We start from the raw sequence: 16,641 nt of genomic DNA, 5'->3' as shown, positions 1-16,641 counted from the left end.
AAAGCCGTCAGCCGTCTGCTGATTGGCGTGCTGCTGTTCGCGCAGTTGGCCGTTGCAAGCTACGCCTGCCCGGGTCTTTCGAGGATGACCTTGGAAGGGGCACCTGTTCCAGCGGCCACCGAGCAGGCGGCCTCCATGCCAGGCTGCGAGCAGGTCGACGCCAACGCGGCCAACTTGTGCGCCGAGCACTGCCGGCATGGCCAGCAAAGTGCCGATACGGCGCCCGCGCCGGCCGTTCACGCTGCGATCCCGACATTCTTGTATTCGCTCCCCATCGAGCCTGAGCACAGGCTCGGTTCTGGCCGGTCCCACCCGGCCTCTGCGCTCAGTCTGGCTGCGGCGCCTGCGCCACCGCACGCCATCCTGCACTGCGTTTTCCGCCTCTGACCTCCTGACGCTGCGCGCGCTGAAGGCCTGACGACCACGTCGGCCTCCGGCGCACGTGGTCGTGCTCACGCGCCTGGCCGTTGCTTCCATTCGGCCGGCGCGCAGAGCCGGCTTCCCTCTCGTCCGTCGTCTGGAGATTTCATGTCTGTTCATTCCCTAAGCGCATCAGTCCGGCGCTCGCCGGCACATGGTTCGACGCGCGTCGGCATCGCCCTGGCGGCGGTGCTCACGCTCGGCACGCTGCAAGCCCATGCGGCCCCCTTGACGCTGGACGACGCCTTGCGCCTCGCCCAGGAACGCTCCCGCCTACTGCCCGCCCAGGAGGCATCGGCTGCGGCTGCGCGCGAGATGGCCGTGGCGGCCGGCCAGCGGCCGGATCCGACGCTGAAAGCGGGCATCAACAACCTGCCGACCGATGGCCCCGACCGGCTCAGCCTGACCCGAGATTTCATGACCATGCGCTCGATCGGTGTGGTGCAGGAATTCACCCGTGAGGGCAAGCTCAGGGCAAGGACGGCGCGATACGAACGCGAGGCCGAAGTTGCCGAGGCTGGCCGTGAACTGGCGCTGGCCAGCCTTCAGCGTGACACCGCGATGGCCTGGCTGGACCGCCACTACCAGGAACGCATGCGTGATGTGCTGGTGTCGCAGCGCGACGAAGCCCGGTTGCAGATCGACTCGGCAGACGCTGGGTACAGCGGTGGCCGGGGTTCGCAAGCCGATGTATTCGCAGCGCGGGCCAGCGTTGCACAGATCGAAGACCGGCTGTCAGAGGTCGAGCGACAGATTGCCACGGCCACGACGCAACTGGCGCGCTGGGTAGGCACGCAAGGCGCCAACGTGCTCGCTGTACCGCCCCCGCTGGACGGCGTTCCGCTGAAGGCCGAAGACCTGGATTCCCAACTGATCCACCACCCGCAGATTGAAATTCTGGCGCGGCAAGAGGCGATGGCACAGGCCGATGTCGACGTGGTGCAGGCCAACAAGAAGCCCGACTTCAGTGTCGAGCTGATGGTCAACCAGCGTGGACCGGCTTACTCGAACATGGTTTCGCTGAACTTGTCGGTGCCACTGCAATGGAACCAGAAGAACCGTCAGGACCGCGAGGTCGGCGCCAAGCTGGCGCGGGTCGAAGAGCTGCGGGCGCAACGCGAAGAAGCGACCCGCATGCACGTCGCCGAAACCTTGGTGATGCTGCAGGAATGGCGCAGCGACCGCGAGCGCTTGACGCGCTACGACACCTCGCTGCAGCCACTGGCTGGCGAGCGAACGCGAGCGGCAATGGCCGCTTATCGTGGTGGCAACGGCTCCTTGACCGGGGTGCTCGATGCTCGCCGCGGCGAGATCGACACGCGCATCGAGCGCCTGCGCCTGGAGATGCAAGCCGCAAGGCTGTGGGCGCAGCTCAACTACCTCGTGCCTGTCGGCCACGGTGCCCCGCGCGCCGCACGCCCCTGACCCCCCTTTACTCACACATCATGAAAATCAAACCATTCGCGATCACTCTGGTGGTCATCGCTGCCCTAGTCGCTGGCAGCTACGGTCTGTACATGTCAGGTCTGCACCGTGGTCAAGGCATGAACGCAGGCCCCGCTGCGCTGGCATCGTCCGGCGTGGCAGCGGCCATTGCGCCCGCTGCTGGCAAGCTGCCGCAAAGCATTGCCGAGGGCGAAGACGCCACGCGCCGCCACATTCAGTCGGGCATCAAAGCGGGTGATCTCGACCCGATTGCTGGCAGCAAGGTTCTGTACTACCACGACCCCATGGTGCCGGGGAACAAGTTTGACAAGCCGGCCAAGTCGCCGTTCATGGACATGATGCTGGTGCCGGTCTACGCTGAGGGCGACAGTGACGGCAGCAAGGTCACCGTGAGCTCTCGCATCCAGCAGAACCTGGGCGTGCGCACCGCCGAGGTCACCGAAGGCACGCTGTCGCCACAAGTCTCGGCGGTCGGCAGCATCGCGTTCAACGAGCGCGACCAGGCGCTGGTTCAGGCCCGTGCCACTGGCTACGTGGAGAAGCTCTACGTGCGTGCCACCCTCGATGCGGTGCGCCAGGGTCAGGCGCTCGCCGACCTGTACGTGCCCGACTGGATCGCCGCGCAAGAAGAGTTCCTGTCGGTGCGCCGCATGCAGGGCACCGACCTTGCGTCATTGGTCGATGGTGCGCGCCAGCGCATGCGCCAGGTCGGCATGAACGACGCCCAGATCAGCCTGGTCGAAAGCAGCGGGCACACACAGCCGCGCAGCACCCTGAGAGCGCCGATCGCCGGTGTCGTGACCGAGTTGATGGCCCGTGAGGGCATGACGGTGATGTCTGGCACGACGCTGTTTCGCATCAATGGCCTGTCTACCGTGTGGGCCAACGCCGAAGTTCCCGAAAGCCAGGCGGCGTTGTTGCGGCCCGGGGCCAAGGTGCAGGCGAAGAGTCCTGCGGTGCCCGGCATGACATTCGACGGCAAGGTGCAGGCGCTGTTGCCCGACGTCAACCCGACCACGCGCACCTTGAAGGCGCGGCTCGAACTTGCCAACCCCGGCGCGCGACTGGTGCCGGGCATGTTCGTGCAGATGCAGTTCATGGACATGCGCGCCGAGAAGTCGCTGCTGATCCCGACCGAGGCAGTGATTCAAACCGGCAAGCGCACTGTGGTGCTGCTGGCTGAAGAGAACGGCCGCTTCCGTCCAGTCAATGTGGAAGCCGGCCTCGAGAGCGACGGAAAAACCGAGATCAAGCGAGGTCTGCAAGCCGGCCAAAAGGTGGTCGTTTCGTCGCAGTTCTTGATTGACTCCGAGGCGAGCCTCAAGGGCGTCGAGGCGCGCCTGAACGACGAGCCGAAACCCACCGCAGCGAACACGGCCGCACGCCACGAAGGCCAGGCCAAGGTCGAGGCCATCGGCCGCGACGCGATGACGCTCTCGCACGGCCCCATCGCCTCGTTGAAGTGGGGCGCGATGACGATGGACTTCAAACTGCCGAAGGGCGAGGTTCCCCGCGGCGTGGATGTCGGCGACCGTGTTGACTTCGAGTTCTACATGCCCAATGAGGGCCTGCCGCAGCTGACCCGGGTGACGCTGCTGCCGCCTGAGCCCAAGGCCCCCATGGCACCAGCCTCGGCCGGGAGCAAGCCATGATCGCGAAGCTGATCCGATGGTCGATCGCCAACCGCTTTCTGGTGCTGCTGGCGACTCTCATGATCGGCGCCTGGGGCGTGTACTCGGTGCTCAGAACGCCGCTGGATGCACTGCCCGACCTGTCGGACGTGCAGGTCATCATCCGCACCAGCTACCCCGGGCAGGCGCCACGCATCGTCGAGAACCAGGTCACCTACCCGCTGACGACAACGATGCTGTCGGTGCCCGGCGCCAAGACGGTGCGGGGCTATTCGTTCTTCGGCGACTCCTTCGTTTACGTGCTGTTCGAAGATGGCACCGATTTGTACTGGGCGCGCTCGCGGGTGCTGGAATACCTGAACCAGGTGCAGTCGCGCCTGCCGGCTCAGGCCAAGGCGTCGCTGGGCCCAGATGCCACCGGCGTGGGCTGGATCTACCAGTACGCGCTGGTCGACCACAGCGGCACGCAGGACGCGTCGCAACTGCGCGCTCTACAAGACTGGTTCCTCAAGTACGAGCTGAAGACCGTGCCCAACGTCGCTGAGGTTGCTTCCGTCGGCGGCATGGTGCGCCAGTACCAGATCGTGCTCGACCCCGACAAACTCGCGGCGTACAGCATTTCGCACACCAGGGTGGTAGACGCGATTCAGAAAGCCAACCAGGAAACCGGCGGCTCGGTGCTCGAGCTCGGCGAGGCCGAGTACATGGTGCGTGCGTCAGGCTACCTGCAGAACCTGGACGACTTTCGCAAGGTGCCGCTGATGACGACCGCGGCCGGCGTGTCGGTAAGGCTCGGCGATGTCGCCCGCATTCAGCTCGGGCCTGAGATGCGGCGCGGCATCGGCGAGCTAGACGGCGAAGGCGAAGCCGCCGGCGGAGTGATCGTGATGCGCTCCGGCAAGAATGCGCTCGAGACCATTGCTGCCGTGAAGGCTAAGCTCAAGGAACTGCAGGGCAGCCTGCCGCGCGGTGTGGAGATCGTGCCGACCTATGACCGATCGAGCCTGATCGAGCGTGCGGTCGAGAACCTGACGCACAAGCTGATCGAAGAGTTCATCGTCGTCGCGGTCGTCTGCTTCATCTTCTTGTTTCACCTGCGCTCGGCCTTCGTCGCGATCGTGTCGCTGCCGCTGGGCATCGTCGCGGCCTTCATCGTGATGCGATACCAAGGGGTCAACGCCAACATCATGTCGCTAGGCGGCATTGCAATCGCCATTGGTGCGATGGTGGATGCGGCCGTCGTGATGATTGAGAACGCGCACAAGCACATCGAGCAATGGAGACACCAACACCCGGGCAAGGACTTGGGTGGTGAGAACCACTGGCGGGTGATCGCCGATTCGGCGGCCGAGGTGGGGCCGGCGCTGTTTTTCTCGCTGCTGATCATCACGCTGTCGTTCATTCCGGTGTTCACACTGGAGGCGCAGGAGGGGCGGCTTTTTGCACCGCTGGCCTACACCAAGACCTACGCGATGGCGGCGGCTGCGGGTTTGTCGGTGACGCTGATCCCGGTGCTGATGGGCTACCTGATCCGCGGGCGCATTCCGGATGAAAAATCCAACCCGCTGAACCGCCTCTTGATCGCGATGTATCGGCCGCTGCTCGACGCCGTGCTGCGTTGGCCCAAGCTGACGATTGCCGCCGCGGTCGCCGTGCTCGCGACCAGCCTGTGGCCTCTCGCCAACATCGGAGGCGAGTTCATGCCGCGTCTCGATGAGGGCGACCTGCTCTACATGCCGTCTGCACTGCCCGGTCTCTCGGCCGGCAAGGCCGCCGAGCTGCTGCAGCAGACCGACCGCCTGATCAAGACCGTGCCTGAGGTCACACGCGTTTACGGCAAGGCGGGCCGCGCAGAGACCGCCACCGACCCGGCACCGCTGGAGATGTTCGAGACCACCATCCAGTTCAAGCCGAAGAACGAATGGCGGCCCGGCATGACGCAGGACAAGCTCATCGAAGAGCTTGACCGCGTGGTGAAAGTGCCGGGCCTGGCCAACATCTGGGTGCCACCGATCCGTAACCGCATCGACATGCTGGCCACCGGCATCAAGAGCCCCGTCGGCGTGAAGGTGGCGGGCGCCGACCTTGCGACCATCGACCGCGTGACGGGCGAGATCGAACGCGTGCTGAAAGAGGTGCCCGGCGTGAGCAGCGCCCTGGCCGAACGCCTGACCGGCGGGCGCTATGTGGATGTGGACATCAAGCGCGACGAGGCGGCGCGCTACGGCATGAACATCGCCGACGTGCAGTCGGTGATCGCCTCGGCGGTCGGCGGCCAGAACATCGGCGAGACCGTCGAAGGGCTGCAGCGCTTCTCGATCAACATGCGCTACCCGCGCGAGATTCGCGACTCGCTAGACAAGCTGCGCAAGCTGCCGATCGTCAGCGAAAGGGGCCAGCGCCTTGTCTTGTCAGACGTCGCACAGGTGCGCATCACAGACGGCCCGCCTATGCTGCGCAGTGAGAACGCGCGGCTATCGGGCTGGGTGTATGTCGACATCCGTGACCGCGACCTGCGTTCCGCTGTGCACGACATGCAACGTGCCGTCGCCCAGCAGGTCAAGCTGCCGCCGGGCTACTCGATCTCATGGTCGGGTCAGTTTGAATTCTTGGAGCGGGCCACGGCCAAGATGAAGGTGGTGGTGCCGTTCACGCTGCTGATCATCTTCGTGCTGCTGTACCTGACCTTCAAGCGCTTCGGCGAGGCGCTGCTGATCATGGCGGCCTTGCCTTTTGCGCTGGTGGGCGGCATCTGGTTGCTCTACGGTCTGGGCTACAACCTCTCGGTGGCCGGCGCGGTCGGGTTCATTGCATTGGCAGGCGTGTCCGCCGAGTTCGGCGTGATCATGCTGCTGTACCTGAAGACGGCCTGGGACGAGCGCGTTGAAGACGGCAAGACGAGCCTGGACGACCTGCTCGACGCGATCCGCGAGGGCGCGGTGCTGCGCGTGCGGCCCAAGGCCATGACGGTGGCCGTGATTCTTGCCGGCCTGTTCCCGATCATGTGGGGCACGGGCACCGGCTCCGAAGTGATGCAGCGCATCGCCGCCCCGATGGTGGGCGGGATGATCACTGCGCCGCTGCTGTCGATGTTCGTGATCCCGGCGGCTTACCTGCTGATGCGCCGGCCACGGATGCGCCCTGTCAAGAGCAACGAGCTTGCACATGAAGTGTGATCGCGCCCCTGTCCCCTGCCCGGCGTTCAGTCAACCGAGCTTCACCACGATGCGGCCGCGCACCTTGCCTGCCATCAACTCGGCAGCCTGTGCGGCTGCGTCTTCCAGCGCGATCTCATGCGTCATCGTCTCCAGCAGCGCCAGGTCGAGGTCTTGTGCCAGCCGGTTCCAGGCTTGCTGACGCAATGCCATGGGCGCCATCACGCTGTCCACGCCCGCGAGGGTCACGCTGCGCAAGATAAAGGGCAACACGGTGGTGTTGAAGTCGTGGCCTTGCGCCAACCCGCAGGCCGCCACGATGCCGCCGTAGCGTGTCTGAGCGCAGGCGTTGGCCAGCGTGTGGCTGCCCACGGCGTCGACCACCGCCGCCCAGCGCTCCTTCTGGAAAGGCTTGCCGGGCGCCGACAATTCGGCGCGGTCGATCACCGCGCTAGCCCCCAGGGTCTTCAGATAGTCGGCTTCAGAAACCTTGCCTGTGGAGCCGGTCACGCGATAGCCCAGGCGCGCGAGCAACGCAGTTGCAACGCTGCCCACACCGCCCGTGGCACCCGTGACCAAAACCTCGCCGTCACCTGGCTTCACACCATGGCGCTCCAGCGCCAGCACGCACAACATGGCGGTGTAGCCCGCGGTGCCGATCGCCATCGCCTGGCGCGCTGACAAGGCCGGCGGAAGTTTCACCAGCCAGTCGCCCTTCAAGCGGGCGCGCTCGGCCAGACAGCCCCAGTGCGTCTCGCCCACGCCCCAACCGTTGTGCACGAACGCGTCGCCCGGCTTCCAGGCCGGGTGCGTGCTCTCGATCACGGCGCCCGCCCCGTCGATGCCCGCGACCATGGGCCACTCGCGCACCACCTGGCCTTTGTTGGTGATGGCCAGCGCGTCCTTGTAGTTCAGAGTCGAATAACTCGGCTGTACCAGCACGTCACCGGCGGGCAGCGCGGCCTCACTCAGTGGTTGCACACGGGCCGAGAAGCCGGCGTCGGTCTTTTCCAGAAGCAAAGCCTTGAACATGGCGGTCCTTGTCAAAAGAGGGGCTGGGAAGTGGCCGGCGCCTACGCACTCGATTAGACGCCGCCTGAGCCCCCAGGAGCGGGTGTTTAACCCGGTGCTCGCTCAGCCGCAACCGCAACATCCACCGGCCTTGGCAGGCGCTGATGTGATGGGTGTCGCGGCCAACACCGGAACCGGCGTGTAGCCGGCTTCCCTGATGGCATCGCTGAGCTCCTGTGCATCCGCCTCCGTGGGTTCGATCTCGACTCGGTGCTGACCCAGGTTGATTCGGACCACCGCCCCCTTGTCAGCGCCCCTCACGGCCTTGGTGATGGTGCTGACGCAGTGGCCACAGGTCATGTCCTTGACTTCAAAGGCAATCATTGTTTACTCCAGTAAATATGTTGGCGGGAACCATACTGTCGAGTCTTCCACTGTGGGAAGGTCAAGGAGTGAGCTCGCAAGACCACTCCCCCAATGCGTCTATCGCTGACAGGTCTTGACCTTGCCAGCGTTGGAATCTTGAAGATGCATGCACTCAACCGCAGATGGCCAATCCTCATGAACACGGCGACATCATTGAATCCCAACGAAACCAAGCTTCAGGTCGCAGGCATGACCTGCGCGTCCTGCGTGATGCGCGTCGAGAAGGCGCTCATGAAGGTGCCCGGCGTTGCAAGCGTTGCGGTCAATCTGGCCACAGAGCAAGCCACCATCCAGGCGCTGCCCACCGTGCCGCTCGCGGCCCTGACGGCGGCCATTGAAAAGGCCGGGTACGCCGCCCAGGAGCTCAACGAGGCGAAGCCCGACGCCGGCAAGCAAGCGCATGAATGGTGGCCTGTGGCGCTGAGCGGCGCGCTGACGCTGCCGCTGGTGGCGCCTATGCTGTTGCAGCTCTTCGGCGTCGACTGGATGCTTGAAGGCTGGGCACAGCTCGCACTGGCCACCCCCGTCCAGTTCTGGCTCGGCTGGCGCTTCTACCGTGCGGGCTGGAAGGCGGTGCGTGCCGGCGCGGGGAACATGGACTTGCTGGTCGCACTCGGCACCTCCGCCGCCTACGGCCTGTCGGTGTACCTGCTCTTCACACATGCAGCGCATGGCATGCCTCACCTCTATTTCGAAGCTTCGGCAGCGGTCATCACGCTCGTGCTTCTGGGCAAGTGGCTAGAAGGCCGTGCCAAGGGGCAGACCGCTGATGCCATCCGCGCCCTGAACGCATTGCGCCCCACCACCGCCCGCGTGCGTCGTGATGGCGTGGAGGTCGACGTGCCTGTGGAGCAGGTGCGCACGGGCGACATGGTTGTCATCAGGCCGGGTGACCGGGTGCCGGTGGATGCTGAAGTTGTCGAGGGTCGCAGCCACATCGACGAGTCGCTCATCACCGGCGAAAGCTTGCCGGTGGTCAAAGGCGTGGGTGACAAGGTGACCGGTGGCTCCATCAACGCCGAGGGCGCCTTGTTGGTCAAGACCATTGCGGTGGGTGCCGAGACGACGCTCGCGCGCATCATCCGCATGGTCGAGTCGGCGCAAGCTGCGAAGGCGCCCATCCAGCGCATCGTTGACCGCGTGAGCGCGGTGTTTGTGCCCATTGTGCTGGGCGTGGCGCTGCTCACCTTCTTGGGCTGGGTCGGCGCCACTGGCAACTGGGAGCAGGCACTCATCAATGCCGTGGCGGTGCTGGTCATCGCGTGCCCCTGTGCGCTGGGCTTGGCAACGCCCACTGCCATCATGGTCGGCACCGGCGTGGCGGCGCGGCACGGCATCCTCATCAAAGATGCGCAGGCGCTGGAGCTCGCTCATTCGGTGACGGTGGTCGCCTTCGACAAGACCGGCACACTGACCGAAGGCAAGCCTTCATTGGTGGCGGCGATCCCGGTCGAGGGTGTCGAGCGCGCCGAACTTTTGCGCTTGTCTGCGGCACTGCAGGCGACGAGTACCCACCCACTGGCCGCAGCGGTCATGGACAGGGTGAACGCCGAGCGGCTGCTGGTTCCGCAGGCTCATGATGCGCAGGCCTTGCCAGGACGTGGCCTGCAAGCCTCGGTGCAAGGCCGGCTGCTGGCGCTCGGCAGCAGCCGCCTGTTGCGCGAGATGGGTACAAAGCCCGGCGCGCTAATGGCTGAGGCGCAAGGTCTTGAACAGCAAGGCAGAACCATTTCATGGCTGATCCACAAAGACGGCAACGCCGCTCACCTCATCGGCCTGCTGGCCTTTGGGGACACTGTCAAGGCTTCGGCCTTCGCAGCAGTCGCACGGCTGCAGCAGCTGGGCATCAAGACCGTGATGCTGACAGGTGACAACCTGGGGAGCGCGCAGGCCGTGGCCACCCAGTTGGGCATCGATGAGGTGCGAGCGCAAGTGCTGCCCGCTGACAAGGCGGCCGTGGTGCAGGAATTACGCGCAGCCGGCCACGTGGTGGCGATGGTGGGGGACGGCATCAACGACGCCCCGGCACTGGCTGCAGCCGATGTCGGCATTGCCATGTCTACCGGCACCGATGTGGCCATGGAAACCGCGGGCATCACACTGATGCGCGGCGACCCGCGCATGGTGGCCGACGCCCTGGACATATCTCGCCGCACCTACGCCAAGATCAAGCAGGGCTTGTTCTGGGCCTTTGCCTACAACATTCTGGGCATTCCGCTCGCCGCGCTCGGCATGTTGAGCCCGATGATCGCGGGCGCTGCCATGGCGTTCAGCAGCGTGAGTGTGGTGACAAATGCCTTGACCCTGCGCCGCTGGCGCGGTGCGGCGCAGGCTTACACCCCACCCGTTGCTGCCGAGCCCGCGCGCACCCTTGCTGCCTCAGGAGAGACCCCATGACAACACCCATGAACATCGGCGAAGCAGCCAAGGCCTCGGGGGTCTCGGCCAAGATGATCCGTCACTACGAGAGCGTCGGCCTCTTTGCGCAGGCCTCGCGCACCGACTCCGGCTACCGTCAGTACACCGACAAGGAGGTGAGCACGCTGCGCTTCATCCGCCAGTCGCGTGATCTGGGTTTTTCCATAGAGCAGATCCGTGAGTTGCTGGGGCTTTGGCAGAACCGCAAGCGCCCCAGCCGCCAGGTGAAGGCGCTCGCGCAGGCGCACATCGAAGAACTCGACGCCAAGCTGAAGGAACTGCAGGCCATGAAAGCCACACTCGCTCACCTGGTGCACTGCTGCAACGGCGACGACCGGCCTGACTGCCCGATCATCGCGTCGCTTGAGTCTGATACCGCTCCTGCAGCGGATCAGGTGAAGCCCGTGGGGCATGCCCATGCCGGGCTTCGACCGGGCAAGCGCGCGCGCCGCGTGGCCTAGCTTCGTTTTAGCGTGAGCTTCAGCGCCGTGGCACGAGCAGCCTTGTTGGTCCACATCCAGCAGTAGTCCTGCTCGACTTTTGCATCGAGTGTTCCGTGGGCCTTCTCGACCTTGTCGTGCTTCGCCGGAAACTGCACTTTCTTGCCTTCGTGAAAGTGGATATTGAAGTCGAGCGCAGAGTTGGCGTCGAAATCCCAGACGATTCTCGCGCCAGCGGGCAGCTTGCCGCATACCTCCAAAAACTTGGTGCCTGGAATCGTCGCTTCATGCACAAAACGGCCATCAAGCGTCCATTCGAGGGGAACCAACTCGGCCGCAGCGGCCTCTGAGATACCTGCAGCGGCGGCAAGAATCAAGATCAGCGCATGTTGAGTCTTCATGCCCGCCACTGTACTGTCCAGCACCGGTGCTTCCCGCTTGACCTTGTCACAGTGGCAAGGGCTAAATTGTCTTAACCCCTCCCCTCTGGGCCCACAAGCTTCGTCTGCTAATCTGCCTCTCTTGAAAATCGCTCGCATCTGGCTCCTGCTGCTGCTCGTTATGTTGCTCCCGGTTCGGGGCGCGATAGCGGCCGCCATGCTGTGCCCGCCTGACATCGGTACGCACAGTGAGCTGCGCCTGACGAATCACCACAGCGCAAATCATGCCGAAGCGGCTGGCGGCCACCATGACCATGCGCAGCATCACCACGAGTCGCCAGGCCATGACACCGGCGGGGCGACTGGCGATGAGAAGTGCAACCTGTGTTCTGCTTTTTGCTCGGCCGCCCCCATGCTGAGCGCCATGCCCAGCATTGCGCAGCCGCTGGAACTCGCGGTCGCGTCTTTCCCAGGCCTCAGCGTACTTGCACCTAGCTTCCTCTCTGACGGGCAGGAGCGCCCACCCCGAAGCATCTGACCCACTGAGGCCTCCGTGCGAGGCCCGATGGCGCTCGTGCCTACAGCACGAGCACTCGCTGGCCCTCACGGGTCGGCTCCACAGATGTTTGCGGAACATGAACAAAATTTTCAAAGGGCTGGCGCCTGCCTTGGCGCTGAGCTTTCCATTGCTGTCGGGTGCCCAGCAGGGCAGCAACCCGTCGGACACCAAGACCGAGGCACCACTGCGATACAAGTCGGCCTTTGCCGACTACAAGCCCTGGCAGGACATCACGCCTGGAGACTGGCGCCAGCTCAACATCGCTGTGCAGGGTGCGCACGGAATGGCTGGCCACAACATGGGCGCCCCGCCACCAGCCGCCGAAGCTTCGGCACCTGGAACTTCGGCCTCGGCACCCCAGATGCCCGGGCATGCCGGCCACAAGATGCATGGAGGCAAGCCATGATGAGGCTGACAGCCGTGGCTTCAGCCGCCCTCCTGCTGGCAGGTTGCGCTTCGTTTGCACCCGACGGGGGGTTTGGCAAAGTCGGTGAGCTCACCCAGGAGCGAACCGGCCAGGCCCCGACCTACCAGCGCTCAAGCGCCGATACCGAGAACGCTGATGCGCGCTCGGCCGAGTTGCTCCAACAGCCGCTCACCGCCGACGCCGCCGTCGAGCTCGCCTACCTGAACAACCGTGGTCTGCAAGCCAGCTTCAGCGAGCTGGGCATTGCCGAGGCCGAGCTGGTGCGGGCAGGTCGGCTTCGCAACCCGGTGTTCAGCTTCGGCAGGCTCAGTGGCAATGGCCTGGTTGAAATCGACCGCGCCGTGATGTTCGACGTGCTGGGCTTGTTGACCATGCCGCTTGCCCGGCAGGTCGAGCAGCGCCGCTTCGAACAGACGCAGCTCCAGGCCGCGTATGAGGCCGTTGGCATCGCCTCTGACGTGCGGCGCGCGTACTTCAACGCCGTCGCGGCGCAAGAATTGGTGAAGTACGACCAACAGGTGATGGAAGCGGCAGACGCGTCCAACGAACTGGCTCGCCGCATGGTTGCCGCAGGCAACTTCAGCAAGCTGGCCCAAATGCGCGAACAGGCCTTCTACGCCGACGCGACCGCCGACCTGGCGCGCGCTCAACACCGAGCCGTTGCGGCACGAGAGCGCCTGTCGCGCCTGCTCGGCCTGGTCGGCGACCGCTTGGGCTTTCAGCTGCCCGAACGTCTCCCCGATCTGCCGGCACAGCCCTTAGAGCCGAAGGACGCGGAGCAAACGGCCATCGACAAACGCCTCGACGTGCTGATGGCCAAGCGTGCGACCGAGTCCACCGCGAAGTCGCTCGGGCTCACCAAAGCGACCCGCTTCGTCAACGTGCTGGAAGTGGGGTACCAGAACAAGAGCGAGACCGGCAGCCCCAGGGCGAACGGCTACGAGATCGAGTTGGAGCTGCCCTTGTTCGACTTCGGTTCCACCCGTGCGGCGCGCGCCGAAGCGACCTATCTGCAGGCCGTGAACCGCACCGCGGCCATCGCGGGCAATGCGCGCTCTGAGGTGCGAGAGTCGTACTCGGCCTACCGCACCGCCTACGACCTGGCCCGGCACTACCGCGACGAGGTGGTGCCGCTGCGCAAGCGCATCTCCGAAGAAAACCTGCTGCGCTACAACGGCATGCTGTCCAGCGTTTTCGAGCTGCTGGCCGACTCGCGGGAGCAGGTTCGAGGTGTCACTGGCTATGTGGAAGCCCTGCGCGACTTCTGGGCCGCCGACACCAACCTTCAAACCGCCATCACGGGCCGGTCTCCTGCTGCCGACGAACCCTCGCGCCCCGCCGCCTCGTCCTCTGCTGAGCAGAGCGGCGCTGCCCATTGAAAGAACGAAACATGTCCAACAGAAGAGATTTCTTTCGAGGCGCAGGCGCTACCGTATTGGGTGCCGCACTCGTCAGCCGTGTCGGTGCTGCGTCTTTGCCTGAGGCTGTCATGCAGTCTTCGGCGTCCATGCAACTGCCGCCACCCCCTCCAAACGGCCGGCCTTATCAGCCCATCGTCACGCTCAATGGCTGGTCACTTCCTTGGCGCATGAAAGACGGCGTGAAAGAGTTTCACTTGGTGGCCGAGCCCGTGGTGCGCGAGATCGCGCCCGGCATGAAGGCCAACCTGTGGGGCTACAACGGCACCAGCCCAGGGCCGACCATCGAGGCGGTAGAAGGCGACCGCATTCGCATCTTCGTGACCAACAAGCTGCCCGAGGTGACCAGCGTGCACTGGCACGGGGTGCTGCTGCCCTCGGGCATGGACGGCGTCACCGGCCTGACCCAGCCGCCCATTCCGGTGGGCAAGACCTTCATGTATGAGTTCGTGCTGCAGCGCCCGGGCACCCACATGTATCACCCGCACGCGGATGAGATGGTGCAGATGGCCATGGGCATGATGGGCCTGTTCATCATTCACCCGAAAGACGTGCGCCAGCTCAAGGTCGACCGCGACTTCGGCTTCATCCTCAACGCCTACGACATCGAGCCGGGCAGCGCGACGCCGCGCGTCAACACCATGCTTGATTTCAACCTGTGGACCTGGAACAGCCGCGCGTTCCCAGGCATCGAACCGTTCGTCGCCCGCACAGGCGACCGTGTGCGCATTCGGGTGGGCAACCTGACGATGACCAACCACCCCATCCACATGCATGGGCCGCACTTCGAAGTGACGGGCACCGATGGTGGCTGGGTGCCCAAGAGCGCGCGCTGGCCCGAGGTCACGACCGATGTGGCGGTGGGCCAGATGCGTGCCTTTGAGTTTGACGCGGTCGCTGGCGACTGGGCCATCCACTGCCACAAGGCGCACCACACCATGAATGCCATGGGCCATGGCGTCCCGACCATGATCGGGGTGGAACACTCAGATGTCGCCAAGAAGATCACCCGCCTCGTGCCCGACTACATGGCCATGGGCGACAAGGGCATGCACGACATGGCCGAGATGGAGATGCCCCTGCCCGACAACACCTTGCCCATGATGACGGGCACCGGGCCCTTTGGGCCTGTGGGCATGGGCGGCATGTTCAGTGTGGTCAAGGTGCGCGACGGCCTCGCGCGCGGTGACTACAAAGATCCCGGTGCCTACAAAAACCCCGCCGGCACGCTGGCCAGCGAGTACACGGCAGACATGCCAGAGACGGTCAGGGCGCCGTCCCCCAAGGCTGATGCCGGCACCCTCAAAGTTCGCAAACCTAGTGGCCACCAAGGCCATTGAAGGAGTCACTCATGAAACTCAACACTCTGCCTTGCGCTGCATTCGCACTGTGGGTGGGCGCTGCGCTCGCGCATGGCACCGAGGAACACGGCGCCGCCCGCAAGTTCGACGCCAGCGCGGTCGAGGCCACGGCTTTCGGCCAAGAAGGCAACCCAAAGAAAGTCGCGCGAACCATCAAGGTGGACATGGCCGACAACATGCGATTCACGCCGTCAAACTTGGTGGTCAAGCGTGGCCAGACGGTGAAATTTGTCGTGCACAACGGGGGCAAGGTGTTGCACGAGATGGTTCTTGGCACCAAGGAGGCCCTCAAGGAACACGCCGAGCTGATGAAGAAGTTCCCGGAGATGGAACACGCCGACGCCAACATGGCCCATGTGAAACCTGGCAAGGCCGGGGAGATCGTCTGGCAGTTCACCCAAGCGGGCGAGTTCGAGTTCGCCTGCCTGCAACCTGGCCACTTCGAAGCCGGCATGGTGGGCAAGGTGACCGTGAAGTGATGCGCGCCCAAGCAAACCCCAACCCCAAGGAGCTCAACATGAAAGCCTTTCACTTCCTCGCTACTTTCGCCTTGCTTCTCTCGTGTGGCGCATTTGCGCAAGCCGCAGCAGCCACTGAGGCTGCGCAAGCAGCCGTTGCAGCCGCACCGATGACCGATGGTGAGGTGCGCAAAGTCGACTTGGCGCAAGGCAAGGTCACGCTCAGGCACGGGCCGATCTCAAACCTTGAGATGCCCGGCATGACGATGGTGTTCAGGGTCACCGAGCCGAAGATGCTCGAAGGCCTGAAGCAAGGCGACAAGGTCAAGTTCGCTGCGGATCGCGTGAACGGCGCCATCACGGTGACAGCCATCGAAGCCGCAAAGTGAGCTTGACGTCTTTCGGACCGGCCGCCGCTTGCGCGTGCGTGCCGGCCCAAGAGTCGTGCACGTCCACCAGCGGCCCGCTGGCTATCAGCTCAACTTGAGCAGCATTGCGTCTGCTTCGGCGGCTGAGACTTCTTCGAAGGAAGCGCCAGTTCTTCGAGGATGGTGCAGTCAAGCGCCACGCCTTCAGCGCACGCGGCGTCGCAACCGCAAACAAATGCATTGAGGCTGGATTCAAGCGCGCCGAGCTGATCCAGCTTCCGGCGCACCGCCGCCAGGTGGAGTGCAGCGATCTCGCGAACCTCCAGGCAGGGTCGATCCGGCTCGTCAACCAAGCCAATCAGTTCTCGCACCTGCTCGATAGAGAAGCCAAAGTCGCGGCATCGCCGTATGAAGGTGAGGCGGCGCAGCGTCGCCACGCAGTAGTTGCGTTGCCCGGACTCGGTTCTGGCCACGGGGGGCAGCAACCCGATCTCTTCGTAGTAGCGAATGGTGGGAACGGTGCAGCCCGTCTGCTTGGCCACTGCACCGATGGAAAGACTTGAAGCGTTCATGTCTGCCATCCTAGGTCAACTGCGAGCTCCTGGTGCGCAACCGCATGACTTCGTTGGCGCCAAGTCTGCCCCCGTCATGGGCTGTCTTGCGTTGCAGACTCCGCCGCACCCCGTGCGCTGCTGCGCCTTCCTTGCAACCCGCCTGCGCCAC

At 64.6% G+C, this 16,641-nt stretch carries 15 protein-coding genes; 11 read left to right on the top strand and 4 right to left on the bottom strand.

The genetic code is table 11. From position 1 onward, the window contains the following. Positions 1 to 528 precede the first annotated feature (528 nt). Genes AC30QB_RS06235 through AC30QB_RS06225 form a run of 3 tightly spaced genes read left to right on the top strand, consistent with a single transcriptional unit; the run spans position 529 to position 6,673 of the window. A complete protein-coding gene (locus tag AC30QB_RS06235; RefSeq protein ID WP_489545324.1) occupies positions 529 to 1,845 on the top strand; it encodes a TolC family protein in 1,317 nt (438 codons plus the stop codon). A 20-nt stretch (positions 1,846 to 1,865) separates the two neighbouring features. After that, positions 1,866 to 3,518 carry an efflux RND transporter periplasmic adaptor subunit gene (locus AC30QB_RS06230; RefSeq protein WP_489545323.1) on the top strand — a complete coding sequence of 551 codons (1,653 nt, stop codon included), beginning with the start codon at positions 1,866 to 1,868 and terminating at the stop codon, positions 3,516 to 3,518. Continuing rightward, complete coding sequence (locus AC30QB_RS06225; protein WP_489545322.1) at positions 3,515 to 6,673, top strand: efflux RND transporter permease subunit; 3,159 nt, start codon at positions 3,515 to 3,517, stop codon at positions 6,671 to 6,673. The genes AC30QB_RS06230 and AC30QB_RS06225 overlap by 4 nt, the downstream gene beginning before the upstream one ends. A 30-nt stretch (positions 6,674 to 6,703) precedes the next feature. Here AC30QB_RS06225 and acuI read toward each other — a convergent pair whose 3' ends face one another. Together acuI and AC30QB_RS06215 are read right to left on the bottom strand one after the other, a co-directional pair. Next, complete coding sequence (gene acuI, locus AC30QB_RS06220) at positions 6,704 to 7,684, bottom strand: acrylyl-CoA reductase (NADPH) (RefSeq protein ID WP_489545321.1); 981 nt, start codon at positions 7,682 to 7,684, stop codon at positions 6,704 to 6,706. A 102-nt stretch (positions 7,685 to 7,786) separates the two neighbouring features. Beyond that, complete coding sequence (locus tag AC30QB_RS06215) at positions 7,787 to 8,047, bottom strand: heavy-metal-associated domain-containing protein (RefSeq protein WP_489545320.1); 261 nt, start codon at positions 8,045 to 8,047, stop codon at positions 7,787 to 7,789. Between the two features lie 177 nt (positions 8,048 to 8,224). On the opposite strand from AC30QB_RS06215, the gene AC30QB_RS06210 reads away from it, so the two are divergent. Both AC30QB_RS06210 and cueR read left to right on the top strand, forming a co-directional pair. Next, positions 8,225 to 10,486, top strand: a complete 2,262-nt coding sequence (locus AC30QB_RS06210) for a heavy metal translocating P-type ATPase (RefSeq protein WP_489545319.1) — start codon at positions 8,225 to 8,227, stop codon at positions 10,484 to 10,486. Beyond that, positions 10,483 to 10,968, top strand: a complete 486-nt coding sequence (gene cueR / locus AC30QB_RS06205; RefSeq protein WP_489545318.1) for a Cu(I)-responsive transcriptional regulator — start codon at positions 10,483 to 10,485, stop codon at positions 10,966 to 10,968. The genes AC30QB_RS06210 and cueR overlap by 4 nt, the downstream gene beginning before the upstream one ends. Here the strand turns inward: cueR and AC30QB_RS06200 are convergent. Then, on the bottom strand, positions 10,965 to 11,348 hold the full coding sequence (locus AC30QB_RS06200) for a hypothetical protein (protein WP_489545317.1): 384 nt from the start codon (positions 11,346 to 11,348) through the stop codon (positions 10,965 to 10,967). The two genes, cueR and AC30QB_RS06200, sit on opposite strands and share 4 nt — an antisense overlap. A 121-nt stretch (positions 11,349 to 11,469) precedes the next feature. On the opposite strand from AC30QB_RS06200, the gene AC30QB_RS06195 reads away from it, so the two are divergent. The 6 genes from AC30QB_RS06195 (at position 11,470) to AC30QB_RS06170 (ending at position 15,939) form a co-directional block, all read left to right on the top strand. Continuing rightward, positions 11,470 to 11,865 (top strand): DUF2946 family protein, encoded by a 396-nt coding sequence (locus AC30QB_RS06195; RefSeq protein ID WP_489545316.1) that lies wholly within the window; start codon positions 11,470 to 11,472, stop codon positions 11,863 to 11,865. 97 nt (positions 11,866 to 11,962) lie between these two features. Then, the gene (locus AC30QB_RS06190) at positions 11,963 to 12,292 is read left to right on the top strand and encodes a hypothetical protein (protein ID WP_489545315.1); all 330 of its coding nucleotides are present in this window, start codon (positions 11,963 to 11,965) and stop codon (positions 12,290 to 12,292) included. Further along, positions 12,289 to 13,692 carry a TolC family protein gene (locus tag AC30QB_RS06185; RefSeq protein ID WP_489545314.1) on the top strand — a complete coding sequence of 468 codons (1,404 nt, stop codon included), beginning with the start codon at positions 12,289 to 12,291 and terminating at the stop codon, positions 13,690 to 13,692. Before AC30QB_RS06190 ends, AC30QB_RS06185 begins: the two co-directional genes overlap by 4 nt. A gap of 11 nt (positions 13,693 to 13,703) precedes the next feature. Continuing rightward, the gene (locus AC30QB_RS06180) at positions 13,704 to 15,071 is read left to right on the top strand and encodes a multicopper oxidase family protein (protein WP_489545313.1); all 1,368 of its coding nucleotides are present in this window, start codon (positions 13,704 to 13,706) and stop codon (positions 15,069 to 15,071) included. An 11-nt stretch (positions 15,072 to 15,082) separates the two neighbouring features. Then, positions 15,083 to 15,571 (top strand): cupredoxin domain-containing protein, encoded by a 489-nt coding sequence (locus AC30QB_RS06175; RefSeq protein ID WP_489545312.1) that lies wholly within the window; start codon positions 15,083 to 15,085, stop codon positions 15,569 to 15,571. A 38-nt stretch (positions 15,572 to 15,609) separates the two neighbouring features. Beyond that, positions 15,610 to 15,939, top strand: a complete 330-nt coding sequence (locus tag AC30QB_RS06170; RefSeq protein ID WP_489545311.1) for a copper-binding protein — start codon at positions 15,610 to 15,612, stop codon at positions 15,937 to 15,939. Between the two features lie 89 nt (positions 15,940 to 16,028). Here the strand turns inward: AC30QB_RS06170 and AC30QB_RS06165 are convergent, their stop codons facing one another. Continuing rightward, positions 16,029 to 16,460 carry a MerR family transcriptional regulator gene (locus AC30QB_RS06165; RefSeq protein WP_489545310.1) on the bottom strand — a complete coding sequence of 144 codons (432 nt, stop codon included), beginning with the start codon at positions 16,458 to 16,460 and terminating at the stop codon, positions 16,029 to 16,031. Between the last annotated feature and the right edge of the window lie 181 nt (positions 16,461 to 16,641).

The sequence above is a fragment of the Rhizobacter sp. genome (assembly GCF_046595475.1).
Classification (GTDB): Bacteria; Pseudomonadota; Gammaproteobacteria; order Burkholderiales; family Burkholderiaceae_C; genus Rhizobacter.
Note: the sequence above shows the minus strand (reverse complement) of the source record. Positions and strands in the feature narration are given on the sequence as shown.

Coding starts and splice junctions, on each gene's coding strand:
- AC30QB_RS06230 (WP_489545323.1), top strand. CDS start 1,866: ATGAAAATCAAACCATTCGCGATCACTCTGGTGGTCATCGCTGCCCTA.
- acuI (WP_489545321.1), bottom strand. CDS start 7,684: ATGTTCAAGGCTTTGCTTCTGGAAAAGACCGACGCCGGCTTCTCGGCC.
- AC30QB_RS06225 (WP_489545322.1), top strand. CDS start 3,515: ATGATCGCGAAGCTGATCCGATGGTCGATCGCCAACCGCTTTCTGGTG.
- AC30QB_RS06210 (WP_489545319.1), top strand. CDS start 8,225: ATGAACACGGCGACATCATTGAATCCCAACGAAACCAAGCTTCAGGTC.
- AC30QB_RS06180 (WP_489545313.1), top strand. CDS start 13,704: ATGTCCAACAGAAGAGATTTCTTTCGAGGCGCAGGCGCTACCGTATTG.
- AC30QB_RS06190 (WP_489545315.1), top strand. CDS start 11,963: ATGAACAAAATTTTCAAAGGGCTGGCGCCTGCCTTGGCGCTGAGCTTT.
- AC30QB_RS06215 (WP_489545320.1), bottom strand. CDS start 8,047: ATGATTGCCTTTGAAGTCAAGGACATGACCTGTGGCCACTGCGTCAGC.
- AC30QB_RS06185 (WP_489545314.1), top strand. CDS start 12,289: ATGATGAGGCTGACAGCCGTGGCTTCAGCCGCCCTCCTGCTGGCAGGT.
- AC30QB_RS06235 (WP_489545324.1), top strand. CDS start 529: ATGTCTGTTCATTCCCTAAGCGCATCAGTCCGGCGCTCGCCGGCACAT.
- AC30QB_RS06200 (WP_489545317.1), bottom strand. CDS start 11,348: ATGAAGACTCAACATGCGCTGATCTTGATTCTTGCCGCCGCTGCAGGT.
- AC30QB_RS06170 (WP_489545311.1), top strand. CDS start 15,610: ATGAAAGCCTTTCACTTCCTCGCTACTTTCGCCTTGCTTCTCTCGTGT.
- AC30QB_RS06175 (WP_489545312.1), top strand. CDS start 15,083: ATGAAACTCAACACTCTGCCTTGCGCTGCATTCGCACTGTGGGTGGGC.
- cueR (WP_489545318.1), top strand. CDS start 10,483: ATGACAACACCCATGAACATCGGCGAAGCAGCCAAGGCCTCGGGGGTC.